This window comes from Salinisphaera sp. T5B8, assembly GCF_040361255.1.
In the GTDB taxonomy this organism is placed as follows: Bacteria; Pseudomonadota; Gammaproteobacteria; order Nevskiales; family Salinisphaeraceae; genus Salinisphaera.
Window position 1 is genome coordinate 1 of record NZ_APNG01000019.1, and the last position, 16,564, is coordinate 16,564.

The following is a 16,564-nucleotide window of genomic DNA, read 5'->3' on the forward strand; positions in this document are numbered from 1 at the left end:
CGCTCGGCTCGAATTATCAGGCAAATTGGCGGGGTTTTTCAGCAGCCCCCTAAAGCCCAGATGCTTGTAGAATCCCAGCGCCTGCGCGTTTTGTTCATTGACGTCCACTTTCGTGCCGCCTTCGGTGCTTATTGCATGCTGGGCAAGTAACGCCCCGACACCCTGGCCCCGCGCTTGCGGTGCAACGAAAAGCATCTCGATATTGCCATCGCTCACACCGCAGAACCCCAGAATTTGGCCGTCCTCGCGCTTTGCAACACTCAGGCTGACGGCCTTGAAATACTCATTCAGGATCAGTGGCTTCAGTTCAATAAGGTCACGCTCAGCCAGAAAATCATGCGTCGCCCGAACCGAGGCTTCCCATATCTCGATAAGCTGGTGATGCTCTGCACTTGCTGCGCTTTCGATCTTCATGAACCGCACTCTTGGTTCAGCCGATTTTTCGAATCCCACGGCTTTCATGCGCAAATGTATGAACCGGGCCGGCTTTTATCAAGCAGGCGGATTGTCCGCCAATGAACGCGAAGACACGCGAATAGAGCTGTGGATCGGCGGACTGTTTCCGCACGAAAAACCGACGCCGGCACATTTGACGGCGCCCGGTGCGTGACAGCGATTCTGACGTTATTAGTCGGGCGTGCTGTCCTCGCTCACGCGCACGGATGATCCGGCGGCCTCGTCTGCGATGTCGGCGAGTAATTCGGCGATCGTGTCGACTTCGTCGTCCCGGTCGTCGATATCGTGGCGATCGGCAATAAAACCCGGATCGTTGTAATAGATCCGCACAGCGCCGTCGCTGGCCTGCACGACCAGCATCTTCTGGGGCAGGTCGATACCCACCGTCTGGTTCGAACGCATGAGCGGCGTGCCCACGCGCGGATTGCCGAAGATGAACAGGCGGCTCGGGCCAATGCCCGTGCCGGTGTCCTGGAAATCGATCGTATCGACTCGTGTAAGCGCATCGCGGCTGTCGATCGCATTGGCCAGGCGATTGACCACGGTATTGAAATCGTCGTCGCTGGCCACGGTTCTGATGCCCTCGCCTTCGGCAATACCGGCCGCACTGGCACGAATATCCAGATCGGCATTAGCGGCGGCGCTTACCACGGCTTCGAGATCGTCGTCGACGCCGTCGAGGGTCGCGTTTTCGACATCGTCGAGATCGTAACGGGCGTCCAGATAGGCTGCGTTGGTGAACGCCACGCCGGTATCGTCGTCGCTATCGCGATAGACGAGCACCCGCAGGGGCAAATCCAGTGCAACGCGCGCATCGGCGGTGAGCAGCGCGCGTTCGCGGTTGCTATCGCGGATGAACAACACCGTGGTCGGGCGCAGGCTCAGATTGGCCTGATTGGCGTTGGCCTGGTGGTCGACTTCCGTACGCACGCTCAGATTGGCGCGATCGGCAATCGCATCGCGCAAGGCCGTACGCGTGGCATCGAAGCCGCGCCCGGAGACCGCCAGACTCAAGCCCGGAATATTGGTTTCGGCCGCCGGCGGGGTGTTGTCGTTTTCGTCGCTGTCGTCGTCGCCATCGAGCAGGTCGCTCCACTCACAGGCCGAAAGGGCCACGACCAGGACGAGCAGGCACAGCAACAACAGGCTGCGCCGGGTTTTGCCAAACGATATGAACGTCATCATGAACCCTCGAACGAACGACCAAGCCTCGATCCTACTCGAAATGCTCACGCCAGCGCTGTACCGCGACTTGTTCCTTGACCAGATCCAGGATTTCGATAACCGCATCGCGCAACTCGGAATTCTGGCCGATATCGTCGGCGAGCAGGCGCGTGATCACGCTGTCGGTGACATTCTGTACCAGCGCGTCGAAATCCGCCGACGACAATCCATCGACGGCCTCATCGAGAATATTGTTGACGGTTTCGGTAATGGCATCGTCCAGCGCATGGGTGACGAAGCTGCCGAGCATGGGCACACGCTCGAGATTGCGTAGCGCGGTGTTGTTATTGACCCCGCGGTTGACGACATTGGCCACATAGGCCTGCAATTCGTCGCGATTGGCCTTGTAGGCAGCCATGATCGCGTTTTCGATATGCGTGCTGGTGGCATTGACCAGCCGCTGCTGGCGCGGCTGGATGACTTCGCGCACCACCCGATGCGACAGCTCCTGGCCGCCGCTTTCCAGTTCTTCCTGGGCGCCGGCGAGCACCTTGATGACCACGCGATCGGAAATCTCTTCGACCACGATGTCGTAGTAGACCATGAAGGTCTTGTAGACCGCCCAGTTGCGGATATCGATCACGCCCAGGCGTTGCAGGCGCATGAGGATCGTGACCACGCGCAGTACGCGCAGAAACCGAAAACCCGCCACCGGAATACAGCCGAGCACGTCGTACCAGCGCGCGAACGGATAGAAATACCAGCGGTAATAACGCTGCTGCACGATGGCCAGCACCCAGCCGGCCAGCACATCAGCCACGAAGATGGCCACGAAGGCGAGGTCGATGGCCACGAAGTTTTCGTGCACCGCGCTTTCATACCAGCCATGCATGCCCGGCGCGACCGAGGCGAACACATCGGCCAGCGGGCCGATGGCAAACAGGGCATCGAAGAGAATCAGCGCGAGATTGAGCGATACCAGCACGATGATCGCCAGATCCCAGAGCAGAAACAGCCGCTCGCTGAGCGTACGATCGCCGGTGACAACGGCGAATGGCCGCGGCGGGTGTTCTTCTTGTGCCTGCGGATCGCGCTCGCTCACGAGGCACGCGCCTGGGCTGCGTCGGAGAACAGGCTCACCGCGCGCAGCATTTCACGCACCTCGGGCATACGGGCGTCCATTTCCTGATAACCCCAGCCGACCGACAGATCGAGTGCGTCGGGACTGGGCACGATATTCAACGGCGACAGGGTGCGATCGAAGCGCACCATGGTATCGGCATAGACCCGGTTGACCCGCATCTGCATCTGTACGGTCTGGGTGATCGGCCACAGCCACAGATTCTTGGCATCCACGCGCGGAAAGAAACAGTCGAAGGCCAGATAGTAGGCATTACGGGTAGCCGCGCGTCCGGCCGCCACGCCGCGCCAGGCGGCGCGCGCCGGCACATTGTCGGCCACGCCCCCGTCGACGATCGCAGCCAGTTCGCGGGTGGCCATGAGCTCGGCGAAGATCTCGCGGGTCACACCGGCGCCGGGGCCCGGTTCGTATTGCAGAATGCTGGGCACGGCCGCGGAAAACCCGGCGGCGTCCACGGCGTGCACCTGGCGGGTGTCGGTATCGCGCCCGAGCACGATGGGTTCCACCACGTCGGCACTGAAAAACTGGAGTAGCCGGGCGAAACGCGCGGCCACGCGCATCCACATCGGCAACCAGCGCTCGGCGCCCTCGTTGGGCGAACGGACATCCGATGGCAGACGTTCGTAGGGCCTGCGACGGATGCCGGCGACCACGAGATCCAGCGGGATCTCCATTTCATCCAGCCGCAGCGGTCGGCGCAGATCGCCGGTGGACATGCGCTGATGCAAGGCGCGCAGGTGCAGATGCAACAGCCCCGGCAGACAGAATTCACTGCGCCGGCGGGCGGCAGTGAAGATATCGCCGTTCTTGAGCTTGCGGGCGAAATCCAGATAGTCGCCCACATCGGCATGCCGGCGCTGGGCCCGAAACAGGCCCAGAATCGCGCCAATCGAGTTACCGACCATATAGTCGGGAATCAGCCCGTCTTCCATGAGGCGGGCGAACGCGCCGGCGTAGACATAGCCAGCACCACCGCCCCCACCTGCCACGATGACCAGCGAGCGCTTGCCCGCCTCGCGATCGAGCGCTGCCGCGTCGAAGTCGTCGGCATGGGTGGCCAGCAGTTCCCGACGCAACTCGATACAGCGTCGTCGTGCCTCGGGCACGGCTTCATGGCAATACAGCAATTTCTGTTCGGCCGTGGCCGAGCCGCGCAGGCGATCGTAGAGATGTTCGAGCAGCCAGGCGCGCAGCGGCATGATGCGCGCGGCATCGACCTCGATATCGCGCCGCGTGCCGGGAATACGAAACACATGCAAACGCGCCATCCCCAGGGCATAGCGCAGGCATTCATAGTCGGTCTGCGACACGCCCGAGGGCGCGGCCAGCCAGGCGCGCACGAGTGAACGTTCCATGCGCTGGAGCTGCAGGCGTTCGCGCTCGTCACGATCGGCCGCGGCGTTCTGCCCGACCGGACTCGAGACATCGGCGCCCACCGAAGCACTCATCCGCGGTCCGGCCCGGCCTGCGAGGTGCCGACAAGACCGCGCCGGGCCTTCGCCAATGCAGCGGCGCAAACATGGCCGGCGATGCCTGGATTATGTAGTGCGCCCACGCCGCCCGAGGCGCAAGCCAGCGCGTTATCGAATCCAGCGAGCGCAGCCACGCCGGGTTGCGGCGCGGCGCGCTGCCTCGCGGCGGCCGTGATATGCGACATGCGTCTCGCCTTTTCGATCCTGCCTGACAATCTGACCAGCATAACGTACCCACAGGACATATCGGCAGACCATTCGCGCAACTCAACCCTCGTCAGTTTCAAGGCTGTCGGCATATTCGGTGACCAGGGGTGCCGCATCGAGGCCCCGCTCACGCAGATAGGCCACCAGTACGTCGGTACGCCCATGTGTGGCCAGCACGCGGCGGGCGCCGGTCTGTTCGATGGTCCGAATCAGGCCCGGCCAGTCGACATGATCGGAGAGCACGAAGCCGCGATCGTAGCCACGCCGGCGGCGGTTGCCGCGAATCCGCATCCAGCCGGAGGCGAAGCCGGTTTCGTGTTGCTTGAAACGCCGCATCCAGCGCGAACCGGCTGCCGAGGGCGGCGCCATGACCAACGCGCCGGCAAAATCGGCTTTTCGGTCCTGGGCGCTGACCGGTTCGGTAGGCAGCATGGCGATGCCGGCATCGCGATAGATCTGGGTCAGCGGTACCAGCGCGCCGTGCAGATAGACCGTTTCGTCGGTCAGGCGCGCCAACTCCGCCAGCAGCCGCTGCGCCTTGCCCAGGGAATAGGAAAACAGCACGCTGGTCTTGCCGGCCGCGGCATTGGCCTGCCACCAGGCATGGATATCGGCCGCCACGTCCGCGGTATCCGCCCAGCGATAGACCGGCAATGCAAAGGTGGCCTCGGTGATGAAGGTGTCGCAGGGCACGACTTCGAAATCGGCACAGGTCGGATCCGCATCGCGCTTGTAGTCGCCGGATGCGACCCAGACCTCGCCATCGACCTCGACCCGGATCTGCGCCGACCCAAGCACATGCCCGGCCGGATGAAACGAGACCCGCGCCGTACCGAATGTCAGTTCCTGGCCATACGCGACACCGGTGAGCGCGATCGCGCTGCCCAGCCGCTTGTAGAGAATCGGCGCGCTTTGCGTGGTGGCCCAGTAGTGGCCGTGCCCGCTACGGGCATGGTCGGCATGGGCGTGGGTGATCAAGGCACGCTCGACCGGACGCCACGGGTCGATATGAAAATCGCCGGCCGCGCAGTAGAGGCCCTTGTCGGTGAGTTCGATCACAGCGGCCATGGCCGTCTCCGGGTCGTCGCGTGGCACGGTCTTGCGCATGGATGAGCGCCCGCCCGCTTCGCTTCAGCAAACCTTTTGGCCGCCGATGAACGCGAACAAACGCCAATGCGGGGAAGCCAGATCGCTTGAAACGTGCGTGATCAACGCTTCAAGCCCCATGCTGACATGGGTGCCTGATCCATCATACAGAAAGCCCCCTGGCGCCCGGTGCGATCCAGGCACGGTCCAGGCGACACCCGCAAACATCGTCTCCCATTCGCGTTTCTTGGCGTGCATTCGCAAACCGTTGCAAAACGCCGCTCGATTAGGCGAACGGCACAACCGCAACGACGTCAGCGTTTACGCCCCGTCGGCCAGACTTTCGCGCAGCGGCCCCAGCCACGGCTCGTAGGCCTTCCAGCGCGCCAGCGAGGATTGATACACGGGCTGGCGTACCTGCCAGACACTGGCGGTACGTACGTCGCGGGCATGGTGATGAAAATCCAGACAACGCGCATCCCAGTCGAGGCCGGTGAATTCGATCAGCCGCCGCGATTCGCGCTCGGGATCGGCTACCAGGGCTTCATAATCGACCGTGAGCATGGGTAGCGGAAGATGCGTCTGCCAGTGCGTCATCAAGCGTTCGTGCTGGCGATAGACATGGCCGACATCGCCCAGATCGTAGGCGAATCGCAGCCCGCGGCTGAACAGCTGGAAATAACAGGACAGGGCATTGTCCATGGCCTCACGGCGACAATAGATCACCCGCGCATTGGGCAGAATCAACGCGACAAGCCCCAACCAGAGCATATTGAAAGGCATCTTGTCGGTCACCCGTGTAGCATCCGGGGACCGGGCTTCGAGCCCGCCCAGATAGCGCGCGGCCAGCGTCGCGGCATCGGCTGGCGATAGTCGCTCGAGACATTCCGGATAGCGCCGATCGGACCCGGTGACGGCCGGCAGTTCGCGGGCCAAACGCGCGATATCACTGAGTTCGCCCGCGCCGTAGGCCTGCGGATGGCTGGCGATGATCTGCTCGACCAGGCTCGTGCCCGAGCGCGGCATACCCACGATCAGCAGCGGGCGCTCGCTGGCATCGCCCATGTTCTCACGCGCGTCGAAGAAATCCTGCGTACAGCAGGCCACGATACGCTCGATACGCCTGTCGAACACGCGCCGGTCGAACGGGTAACGGCGCGCATGCAGGCGGTTGCCCGCCTCGAAATGGCCAAAGGCCTGCTCGGGGAGCTGCTGGGCATCGAAATACTGGCCGAGCGCGAAATGCATATGGCTACGTGCGATATCGTCGAGCTTCGGATCGGCCATCGCGCGCTGCATTGCCGCGCGGCGTGTGTCGGACAACACGTAGCGGCGATTGGTCATCAAGGCCGCATAGACCCAGCCCAGACGGTCATCCAGATCGAGCGCCCGTTCGAAATGCCGTGTCGAGGCCTCGAACTGACCCAGGCTCTGATAGGCGCTGCCCAGTCCCGCCTCGGCACGGGCATTAGCCGGCGCCTGAGCCAGCACCGCCTCGTAGCCCGCAGCCGCCCGCTCGTAGGCGCCAATGCCCGCCCAGGCCGCAGCAAGGTCGCAGCGGGTGTCGATATCCGGATCGAGCGCTGCTTCGGCCTGGTGCAGGCACGTGGCGGCGGCGTCGGGGGCACCCCGTTCGAATAGCAGGCCCGCGCTCTGTAAATAGGGTGCCAGCAGCGATGGGGCGGCTTCGCGTAATTCATCATAAACCGCCAGTGCGGCCTCGCTGTGGCCGGCCGTGGCGAGGACATCGGCCAGATCGAGGCCATTCTGGACGCGCTCGGGCTGCAGCGCCCAGGCCCGCCGGTAGGCTGCGATCGCGCCCGCCAGATCGGCGCGCGCACGCAGCAAGCCGGCCAGGCTATGGTGATAGATCGGATTGGCCGGCTGCTGGTCGACCGCGCGGCGCAGCAGCTTGACCGCCGCTTCGCCGTCGCCGCGCTGGTGGGCGAGCAGCGCACGCATACGCAGCGCTTCGGCATAGTCGGGATCACGCCGCTTGATACGCCGGTAACAGGCCTCGGCTTCGTCGAAGCGCCCGGAACGATGCAGCGCAATACCGTCGGCCAGTGCCGCGGACGGCGCGTGTTGTGCGTTTCGAGTGCGGGATACAAAACGACGACTCATGCGCTCATCCTAACCTGTCACTCGTCCCGGCGCGCCGGGACGTGCCGAACCGCGCCCACAAAAAAGCCCCGGCGAACCGGGGCTTCAAGGCGCCCGGCGCGAACGCTGGGCGCGTCATACAGTCACGATCTAGAAGTTGTAGATCGTGGAGAACTGTACGTTCTGGGCATCGGCGTCGACGCCGCCCTGGGTTTCGTATTCCACGCGGTTGTACTCGATACCGAAGGTCAGCGGATCGACCGGCGTGTAGAGCAGGTTCACGTGCGCCGACGACGAGCTGTCATGCAGAGCGTCCGTGCTGCCGACGAAATCGTCGGGATTCTCGGAGTAGGCCTTGCCGTAGATCAGATTCGTGGTGAGCGTCGAGGTGAGCTCCTGCGAAATCGTGGCGATGAAGCCGTAGCGCTCGAGTGCTTCCAGGTCGCCGTCGCTGGTCACATAGGCGTCGGCGCCGCCGGCCGGTGCATAGACGTACTTACCAATGCCCTTGCCATACACGCTCGACAGCATGAACGTGGTATTGGTCGGCAGCGACAGCGAACCACCGAGGTTCAGACCGTAACCGACCACGGAATCCTCGTCGGAACCATCGCCGTCCAACTGGTTGATATCGGTAGTAAGGTAGCGTCCGATAGCGGCAGCCTGGAAGCTGAAGGGGCCACTGGAAGTCTTGAGACGAACCACAACGTCCGGCAGCGTATTTTCGGTATCGGAGCCATCCTCCAAGCCACGAAAATTCGGATCGGCAGGAGTAGCGGCGACGTCGTCGGCAGTGCCATCAAGGCCATCCGGCCCCGCAGAAGCAGCAGTGCCACCATCACCAGCGAGCACGCTGCCGCCACCCGGATTTTCCAAGGCGAAATCGACACTGGTGTTTTCGCCGGCGTCCATGGTGTAGCGCACCTGCGCCTGGCGCTCGAACAGCTGCGCCTGCGGGCCGTAGAAGTTGAGCGTGGTGCCGTAGTTGAAGTCCGAGAAGGTCGACCAGTCGCGACCGATCAGCCAGTTGCCAAACGTCAGATAGGCACGACGCACACGCGGAGAAGGGGCGCTGTCGAACGACTCATCGTAGGGCTTGCCATAGAAGTCCATCTCGATATAACCGCCCAGATCGCCAAACTCAGTGGGAGTGGTGGTCGCGATCTTGAGACGGGTTTGCTTGACGGTAACGCCAAAATCGCCGTCACCGGGCGAGTCGGTGCCCTTGGCGTTGAGGGTGCCAATCGCATCAGACGGGCCCAGCAAGGCGTCGTGATCGTCTTCGAAATCATAGATGGCGTCGAACTTGAAGTAACCGTTGATCTTCACGTTGGTATCGCCAACCATGAAGCCTTCGCCGTCTTCAGACTTCGAAACCAGACGTTCTTCCGAACGCGGCGACTCCTGCGCCTGCTTCATTTCTTCCTGCTGCGACTGCAGCTCGTCGAAACGCTGCTGCATCTGCTGAATCTGATCGCGCAGCTGCTGCATCTGCTCTTGCTGACTTTGTGCCATCGCCGGCATCGCCGAAAACAGCAGCGGTACCGCAACGGCCGTACCAATCGCGCCACGCACAGACGCACGAACCTTGTTCGATTTGAACGTACTCATCCCTTTTCTCCCTGAGATAAAAGCTGGATCCCCCTGACCGTGTCCCACCACGATCCGGCTTGCCCTGTACGTTACCCCAGAAGGCTGGGACATTGCCAAGGCCGTGCCGGACCTGCGGTAGCGCGGCGCAGATCCGGCGTATAAGCAAACAACCTGCCAAGCGAATGCCGGCCCCTAAAGAGAAACGGAAGGTTTTCTTTTTATTTTCGATGGAATCAAGGTTTTGCCATAAAAAAATCGCGCTCGCGGTGGGTAGCGAGACCACCTTTCCGGCGGCCAAGTTCAGCGCTCGAACTTTAGTCTCAAGCGGTTAGGCGCACCACTTAAGAACACGCATTGCGCGCTCATCGCGCGCAATGGCGCTACACTGTGCGCATGAATACCCGGCCCGAAAAACTGGTCATTGGCATTTCTTCGCGAGCACTGTTCGATCTCGAGGAAAGCCATCGGGTGTTCGAAACCGATGGCCGTGAGGCGTACTGCAACTATCAGATCGAGCACGAAGAAAACGTGCTCGAGCCCGGCGTGGCCTTCGGGCTGGTTCGCAAGCTGCTGGCGCTCAACGAGGCCGAAAGCGAACGCGTGGAAGTGATCCTGCTCTCGCGTAACAGTGCCGATACGGGTCTGCGCGTGTTCAACTCCATCGCCCATCACAAGCTACCGATTACCCGCGCCGCGTTTACCAGCGGCAGTTCGCCCTATCGCTATGTGAGCGCCTTTGGTGCCGATCTGTTTCTTTCTGCCGATCCGGACGACGTACGCGCCGCGCTCAAGGCCGGCTGTGCCGCCGCGACTATCGTGCCTGGCCACTCGCTGGCGCATGAAGACGGCGAACTCAAGATCGCTTTCGATGGTGACGCCGTCCTGTTTTCCGATGAAGCCGAACGCATCTTCAAGGAACAGGGGCTCGAAGCCTTCGCCGCCAGCGAAGTCAGCTCTGCCGGCAAACCGCTGCCGGGCGGGCCCTTTAAGGCGTTTCTGGAAGCACTGACGCGGATCCAGGCCGAGTTCGACCCGGCCCGGTGCCCGATTCGTACCGCGCTGGTGACTTCACGCAGTGCGCCCGCGCATGAACGCGTCATTCGCACCCTGCGCGCCTGGCATATCCGAATCGATGAAGCGTTGTTCCTCGGCGGCATGACCAAGGCCGAGTTTCTGGAAGCCTTCGGTGCGGATATTTTCTTCGACGATCAGGCGACCCATATCGGTAGCGCTTCTCAACGTGTAGCCGCCGGCCACGTGCCCCACGGCGTCGCGAACGAATAACCCAGGGTTAGCTTTCGTGCCGATGACGGCGGCGCGCATCGACGATATAACGATTGAAGTCCTCGTTGATGCTGTCGACGATCGACTGCTTTGCGTACACCACCATCAATTTGCGGGTGTTAAGCAGGGTCGGATAGTCGATCACCAGCAAGCATTCCACGAAGTGCCATTTTGAGCTTTCGACCTGATTGGCGGTCAGCGCCCACATGCCCGCGCTCTGCGCCGGCAACTCCACGAAGTTTCGCTCGATGAGGCCCGCCTTTTCGTGGCATGTGATCACCGGATTGCGCCGCCGGGCGATAATGTCGTTCGGCTTGCGCGGGCGAACCACATCGCCGGTATCGCCGATATAGGCCAGACTGACGTGAACGTCGTCGTCGGTGATCAGACGCACATCGCGCACGGTCACCCGAACGCCGGTCGCGTTGGCACATACGATATGCACGCGGTCCTCGTCGGGTACGCTGCGCTCGGGCTGGATCAACTGCTTGAGCTTATGCTCAAGACTGCGATTACGCAGCACATAAAACGCGTAGACCAGAAACGACCAGATAATGAACGACGTTACGGTCGAAAATATGCTTAGCGCGACTTGAGACCAACTCACCGGGATCTTTCCGTCCTTTTTTAATCGACAATTCGCCGGGCAAACGCCGGGCGCCGGGATCGATACGTTATGAATACGATTGCCGCGCTTACCGTTCTCGTCGGTAGCCTCGTCGCAGCGGCGGGTATTATCGCTTATCCGCGCCTGCGCCTGCTCGTGCGTGGCCCGGCACGATTAAGTGAAGCCGAGCGCCGCCGGCTTTGGGCATTGCTGCCCTGGCGGGGTTTGCTCGACGCACGCCAGCGCGCACGCATGCCACGACTGGCGGCACAGCTGATTGCCGATGTGCGTTTCATCGGCTGCCAGGGCCTTGAAATCACAGACGATATGCGCCTCGTTGTCGCCGGCCAGGCCAGCTTGCTGTGTCTGGGCGCCACGCCGGGGGCCTTCACGTTACCAAGCGAAGTGCTGATCTATCCCGATGCCTTTTATATCCCGCAGACGTGGCCCGACGAGCAGGGACTGATGGACGATCTGCCATTACTGGCGTCGGGCGAAGCCTGGGACGACAGCCGCGTGGTGCTTTCCTGGGCCGATATCGAAGCCGCGCTGGCCGGCGCCGAGCACAATGTCGTACTCCACGAATTCGCCCATCTGCTGGACTTTGCAGCCCCGTCGCAAGAAGGCGCACCGCCACTCGATGACGCAGACGATTGGACGCATGTATTCGGCGCAGCTTTCGAGACGCTGCGCGAGCGCGGCTCACCGGCCATCGATATTTACGGCGCCGAAAATCCTGCGGAGTTCTTTGCTGTCGCGGTCGAGGCCTTCTTTCAACGCGGCGCCGAACTCGCAGCCGCACACCGCGACCTGTATCGCCTGATGGCGGCCTATTTCGATATCGACACGGCGCTCCAGCCGCCCGAATTCAGCAACGCTATTCCGAGCTGAGCTCGACGTTCGAACTGCCAGGCAGACGCTCGACGAGTTCCTTGCCGGCCAGTCGCGAGGGCGTGTAGCTGCCGCCTGCAGGCGCCTCGGTCAAGAGTTGTTTCACGATCGCCAGACTGGCATGCACGGTCACATCGTAGCCATTGGCCACGTGCACACGCGCAACCCGATGCTCACCACGCGCGTTCACGACCTCGCCCCATACATGGGTCGTGGCTTGCTCGCGCCGCGATTCGTCAGGGCCCGCGACCTTGGCGGCACGTTTTTTCAAAAGCGACTGTACCGGCGACAACCCCAGCAACGGGCGCACCCAGTTCAGACGCTGCACCTGTTTGATGCGTTTCGGTGACATCGGCATATAGACTTCGATATCGTCGATGCTCGTCGTATGCCAAGCGGTCGAGATATCCCCCCAGGGGATGGTCATCGCCTGTTTCGGGCCGTCGCCAAAATCGATCTCGCGCACACTGGCGGCCAGCGGTACGGTGGTGATGCGGCCATTGCGACGAATCTTGCCGCCGTCGGCCAGACCTTCGACCGACGTCTTGGCCGTACCCGGCGAAAAACCCGAGCGTGAGTCGAAACCCAGGGCGAGTTCCACGGCATCGGGCATCGCTTCGGCCAGATAGGCCGCAATACAGTCGGTGGGCACCACGTCGAAGCCGACACCACAGCACAGCACGACGCCCGCCTTCGCCGCATGGTCGTGACGGCTGAACGAATGCTCGAAAATATTGATCTCGCCAGTGATATCGAGATAGTGCACGCCCGCCCTGATACAGGCCGCCATAGCCTGCGGCGCGGTCGCCGAAAACGGGCCGGCGCAATGCAGCAGCACATCGATACCGTCCAGATGGGGCGCGATATCGGCGGCCTCGTGCATGCCGAAATCGCGATAGTCCAGCCCCAGTTCCTGAGCCAGCGGCGCCAGCGCCTCGGCACGACGGCCTGCCAGTACGGGAGTCAAACCTTCGGCTACAGCCTGACGGGCGATCAGTTCACCGGTATAGCCATAGGCGCCGTAGATCATGAACGTCGGTTGGGTCATCGTGAGTCTCTTGAATGCGGACACAGGCCACAGATCAGCCAGTAAAGGAACGTGTGGCCTTGCGGACAGCAGTAAAGAATCGTTCCGGCGACAAACGCTTGAAGCGATACTGCCAACGCGAATCGCGGTGCGAAATCACGAGGAAACGATTTTCGCGCACGGCATCATAGATATCGTTGGCCACATCTTCAGCACTCACGCGAGCACGCCGCATGAGTTTTTCCACCATGGCCCGTTGGCGGTCGTTCGTGCCACGAAACGAATCCAGCAGATTGGTGGCGAAAAAGGCCGGACAGGCCACGGTAACGCCGACGCCGTGACCATATTCCTCGCCGCGGATCGATTCCGACAGCGACAACACGCCGGCCTTGGCGACGTTATAGGCGCTCATCCCGGGGGCACTGGCGATCGCGGCGAAGGAGGCGATATTGACCAGATGGCCCCGACTTTCACGCAGCATGGGCAGTGCGGCGCGGGCGCCGCGTACCGCGCCCATGAGATTGATATCCAGCATCCAGTCCCAGTCTTCGAGCGGCGTATCGACCACGCTGCCGGCATTGGACACGCCGGCGTTGTTCACGAACACGTCGAGCCCGCCCCATTCCTCTCGGATTCGATCGAGCAGCGCATCGAAATCCTCTGGCTTGCGGGTATCCAACGTTTGCGCGATCGCATCGCCACCGGCAGCATTGACCTCGCCGGCCACGCGCTTCGCCCGCCCGCTCTGAAGATCAGTTACCGCCACACGCCAGCCTTCCCGGGCATAGCGCAGCGCAAGCTCGCGGCCGAGGCCGCTGCCGGCGCCCGTAATGGCAATACGTGACGTATTGGAATTCGGAGTTTTCTGGGTCATGAGTAGCCTGCAAGCTGTGGCGCACCGAGCGTGCGCGCGCGCACAGCATAGCGAAAATAGAACGAACGTCCGTTTTACATTGACCGTTCAAACATCGCCTGCCTATAGTCGCGCCATGACCCAGCTCGTACTCATCCGTCATGGCCAGGCCAGTTTCGGCACGGCCAACTACGACCGTCTGTCCGAAATCGGCGAACGTCAGGCCCGGCTGGTCGGCCGTCATTTGGCTGCCTCCGGCCAACGCTTCGACGTTCTAATCGCCGGCACCATGCAACGCCAGCAGCGTACCGCGGAACTCGTTAATGAAGCGTTCGACGACGCGCCCACGATACACACCGAGGCTGCGTTCAACGAGTATGACGCCGACGCGATCTTTGCCGCCTATACGCCGCGCGTTTTCGCCGACAACCCCGAACTGGGCGCCGCGCGCGATCAATTGAAGACCGATCGCCGCCTGTTCCAGAAGGTATTCGAACAGGTGACCCGGCACTGGCTCGCCGGCACACCACACGAACATGACAGCTGCGAATCCTGGCTGGATTTCAAAGCGCGTGTACAAACCGCGCTGGAAAAGCTGCGCGGCGAATACCCGAAGGATGCACGGATCGGCCTATGCAGCTCCGGTGGGCCGATAGCCATCTCGATCGCGACCGCGACCGGTGCACCCGACGCCAAAGCGATCGAGATCAACTGGAGCGTCTACAACGCAGCGGTTGCGGAACTGCGCTCGACCCGAGATGGCTGGCGCATGCTCGCCTTCAACGATATCGCCGCCCTGCACGCCGCCGGCGACGACAGCCTGGTGACGTTCCGCTAGCGCGGATCGCTTCGACATGGAACGGCGCAGCCTCGAAAGCTTTACCGCACGGCACCATCTGGATAGCCGCAGCCTGTGCGCGCAGATCCTCGAAGCGCGTGAAGGCGCAATTGCGGTACGCAGCGCCGAGGCGGCCACCGACAATCTCACCCGCATCATCGAAGCCACGCTCAGGCTGGCCAACCGCAAGGGCTTCGCGGCGATGACGCTACGCGAGCTGGCCCGCGAGAGCGGCCTCTCGCTGGGCGGCCTGTATGCCTATATCGGCAGCAAGGACGAGCTGGCACGGCTGATCCAGTCCTGGGTTTCGCGCACGCTGCGCCGTGTCATGGCCCATGTGCTGGAAGATATCCACGACAGCCACGCGCGTCTGGCAAGCGCCATCGAAGCCCATCTGCTGACTACCGAAGCGCTGCGCGAATGGTTCTTCTTTTTGTACATGGAAGCCCACCACCTGGCCGCCGATGAACGCCGCCAGGCCGTGGCGGCCGAGCGTAACTCCGAACAGATATTCGCCGACATCATCCGTCAGGGCCAGGCCGAAGGCCGCTACGGCGGGATGGATGCCGATATCGCCGCCGGGCTGCTCAAGGCCATGCTCCAGGACTGGTATCTCAAACGCCACAAGCACGGCGAACGCGGCCTCGACGTGAGCGCCTATGCCGATATCGTCACCGCGGCCGCCGAAGCCCTGCTCCAGGCAAGCGACAAAACGAAAACGACGACCCACGGTTGAGGAGACTTCCATGACTGCCATCGATCAGGCCCGCGATATTCGCGAGGGCGAAGGCATCGACGCCGCCGCGCTGACCGAGTGGTGTCGTACACACGCGCCGGTACTCGTGCCCGAACAGGGCGACATGACCATTCGCCAGTTCCCGGGCGGGGCGTCCAATCTCACCTATCTGCTCGCGGTCGACGACAAGGAATACGTGCTGCGCCGTCCGCCCTTCGGCAGTCAGGTGAAATCCGCCCATGACATGGGCCGCGAGTACGGCGTGCTGTCGCGCCTGCATGGCGTGTACGACTACGCCCCCGAGCCGATCGTGCACTGTACCGACGAGTCTGTGATCGGCGCCGAATTCTATGTGATGCAACGCCTGCGCGGCGTGATCGTACGCCGGGACCTGCCCGAGGGCGTGGACCTGTCCGAGGCCGAGGCCGGGCGTCTTTGCGAACAGCTGCTCGACGTACAGGCGGCGTTGCATACCACCGATATCGATGCCGCCGGCATGGCCGATTTCGGCAAACCCGAAGGCTATATCGAGCGCCAGATCACCGGCTGGAACAAGCGCTATCGCAATGCCCGCACCGATGACGTGCCCGACTGCGAAGCCCTCATGCAATGGCTTGAAGCGCGTATACCCGATGTGACCCGGCGCGCGATCATCCATAACGACTACAAGCTCGATAACGTCGTCTTCGATGAAAAGCTCAACGACATTATCGGCGTGCTCGACTGGGAAATGGCCACGCTCGGCGACCCGGTGATGGATTTCGCCTGTTCGATGGCCTACTGGGTGCAGGCCGACGATCCCCAGCCGATGCGCGCGATCCGCATGGGCCCGACCCATCTGCCGGGCATGCTCACCCGCGACGAAATGCTGGCCCGCTATCGTGAAAAGACCGGGCACACGATAGACGACTGGCCCTTCTACCAGGTCTTCGGCCTGTTCCGGCTGGCCGTGATCCTGCAACAGATTTACAAGCGCTATGTCGAAGGCAAGACCCGCGACAAACGCTTCGCCAGCTTTGGCCATGCCGTGAACGTATTGCATGATCAATGCGAGCGCGTGATCCGCTCGGCCTGAGCCCACGCCCGTATAACGACGAACCCACCGC

General features: G+C 62.4%; 17 protein-coding genes. 6 read left to right on the top strand and 11 right to left on the bottom strand.

The features are described from left to right. Positions 1-414: GNAT family N-acetyltransferase (locus T5B8_RS15530; RefSeq protein WP_353180199.1), on the bottom strand; the 414-nt coding region annotated here is incomplete at its 3' end. Between T5B8_RS15530 and T5B8_RS15535 the strand changes: the two genes are divergently transcribed. After that, positions 413-610, top strand: coding sequence for a hypothetical protein (locus tag T5B8_RS15535; protein WP_353180200.1), 198 nt, complete (start codon positions 413-415; stop codon positions 608-610). The genes T5B8_RS15530 and T5B8_RS15535 overlap by 2 nt on opposite strands. Positions 611-627: 17 nt before the next feature. Here the strand turns inward: T5B8_RS15535 and T5B8_RS15540 are convergent, their stop codons facing one another. From T5B8_RS15540 to T5B8_RS15570, 7 genes are all read right to left on the bottom strand, one after another. Next, entirely contained in the window at positions 628-1,641 is a 1,014-nt protein-coding gene (locus T5B8_RS15540; RefSeq protein WP_353180202.1) for a DUF302 domain-containing protein, read from the bottom strand. A gap of 31 nt (positions 1,642-1,672) precedes the next feature. Beyond that, complete coding sequence (locus tag T5B8_RS15545) at positions 1,673-2,722, bottom strand: ion transporter (protein WP_353180204.1); 1,050 nt, start codon at positions 2,720-2,722, stop codon at positions 1,673-1,675. Next, positions 2,719-4,209, bottom strand: a complete 1,491-nt coding sequence (locus T5B8_RS15550; protein ID WP_353180206.1) for a patatin-like phospholipase family protein — start codon at positions 4,207-4,209, stop codon at positions 2,719-2,721. Before T5B8_RS15550 ends, T5B8_RS15545 begins: the two co-directional genes overlap by 4 nt. A gap of 291 nt (positions 4,210-4,500) precedes the next feature. Beyond that, the gene (locus tag T5B8_RS15555; protein ID WP_353180207.1) at positions 4,501-5,547 is read right to left on the bottom strand and encodes a ligase-associated DNA damage response exonuclease; all 1,047 of its coding nucleotides are present in this window, start codon (positions 5,545-5,547) and stop codon (positions 4,501-4,503) included. A gap of 24 nt (positions 5,548-5,571) precedes the next feature. Continuing rightward, entirely contained in the window at positions 5,572-5,784 is a 213-nt protein-coding gene (locus T5B8_RS15560; protein WP_353180209.1) for a hypothetical protein, read from the bottom strand. A gap of 63 nt (positions 5,785-5,847) precedes the next feature. Continuing rightward, positions 5,848-7,650, bottom strand: a complete 1,803-nt coding sequence (locus tag T5B8_RS15565; RefSeq protein ID WP_353180211.1) for a tetratricopeptide repeat-containing sulfotransferase family protein — start codon at positions 7,648-7,650, stop codon at positions 5,848-5,850. Positions 7,651-7,779: 129 nt separating this feature from the next. After that, positions 7,780-9,240, bottom strand: coding sequence for a DcaP family trimeric outer membrane transporter (locus T5B8_RS15570; protein WP_006914381.1), 1,461 nt, complete (start codon positions 9,238-9,240; stop codon positions 7,780-7,782). Positions 9,241-9,615: 375 nt separating this feature from the next. On the opposite strand from T5B8_RS15570, the gene T5B8_RS15575 reads away from it, so the two are divergent. Next, a complete protein-coding gene (locus T5B8_RS15575; RefSeq protein ID WP_006914382.1) occupies positions 9,616-10,506 on the top strand; it encodes a 5'-nucleotidase in 891 nt (296 codons plus the stop codon). Between the two features lie 7 nt (positions 10,507-10,513). On the opposite strand, the gene T5B8_RS15580 is transcribed toward T5B8_RS15575, so the two are convergent. Beyond that, positions 10,514-11,113, bottom strand: coding sequence for a hypothetical protein (locus tag T5B8_RS15580; RefSeq protein WP_006914383.1), 600 nt, complete (start codon positions 11,111-11,113; stop codon positions 10,514-10,516). A 69-nt stretch (positions 11,114-11,182) separates the two neighbouring features. Between T5B8_RS15580 and T5B8_RS15585 the strand changes: the two genes are divergently transcribed. Next, positions 11,183-12,004 (top strand): M90 family metallopeptidase, encoded by an 822-nt coding sequence (locus tag T5B8_RS15585; RefSeq protein ID WP_006914384.1) that lies wholly within the window; start codon positions 11,183-11,185, stop codon positions 12,002-12,004. Here T5B8_RS15585 and T5B8_RS15590 read toward each other — a convergent pair. Continuing rightward, a complete protein-coding gene (locus T5B8_RS15590) occupies positions 11,991-13,052 on the bottom strand; it encodes a saccharopine dehydrogenase family protein (protein WP_353180213.1) in 1,062 nt (353 codons plus the stop codon). The genes T5B8_RS15585 and T5B8_RS15590 overlap by 14 nt on opposite strands. A 34-nt stretch (positions 13,053-13,086) precedes the next feature. Further along, the gene (locus T5B8_RS15595) at positions 13,087-13,905 is read right to left on the bottom strand and encodes an SDR family oxidoreductase (RefSeq protein ID WP_006914386.1); all 819 of its coding nucleotides are present in this window, start codon (positions 13,903-13,905) and stop codon (positions 13,087-13,089) included. Between the two features lie 115 nt (positions 13,906-14,020). Between T5B8_RS15595 and T5B8_RS15600 the strand changes: the two genes are divergently transcribed. The 3 genes from T5B8_RS15600 to T5B8_RS15610 are packed head-to-tail and all read left to right on the top strand — an operon-like array spanning position 14,021 to position 16,533. Beyond that, positions 14,021-14,722 carry a histidine phosphatase family protein gene (locus T5B8_RS15600; RefSeq protein ID WP_353180215.1) on the top strand — a complete coding sequence of 234 codons (702 nt, stop codon included), beginning with the start codon at positions 14,021-14,023 and terminating at the stop codon, positions 14,720-14,722. A gap of 16 nt (positions 14,723-14,738) precedes the next feature. Beyond that, a complete protein-coding gene (locus T5B8_RS15605; protein ID WP_353180216.1) occupies positions 14,739-15,458 on the top strand; it encodes a TetR/AcrR family transcriptional regulator in 720 nt (239 codons plus the stop codon). A 10-nt stretch (positions 15,459-15,468) separates the two neighbouring features. Then, positions 15,469-16,533: a phosphotransferase family protein gene (locus T5B8_RS15610; RefSeq protein WP_353180218.1), complete on the top strand. Its 1,065-nt coding sequence runs from the start codon at positions 15,469-15,471 to the stop codon at positions 16,531-16,533. Positions 16,534-16,564: the final 31 nt, after the last annotated feature.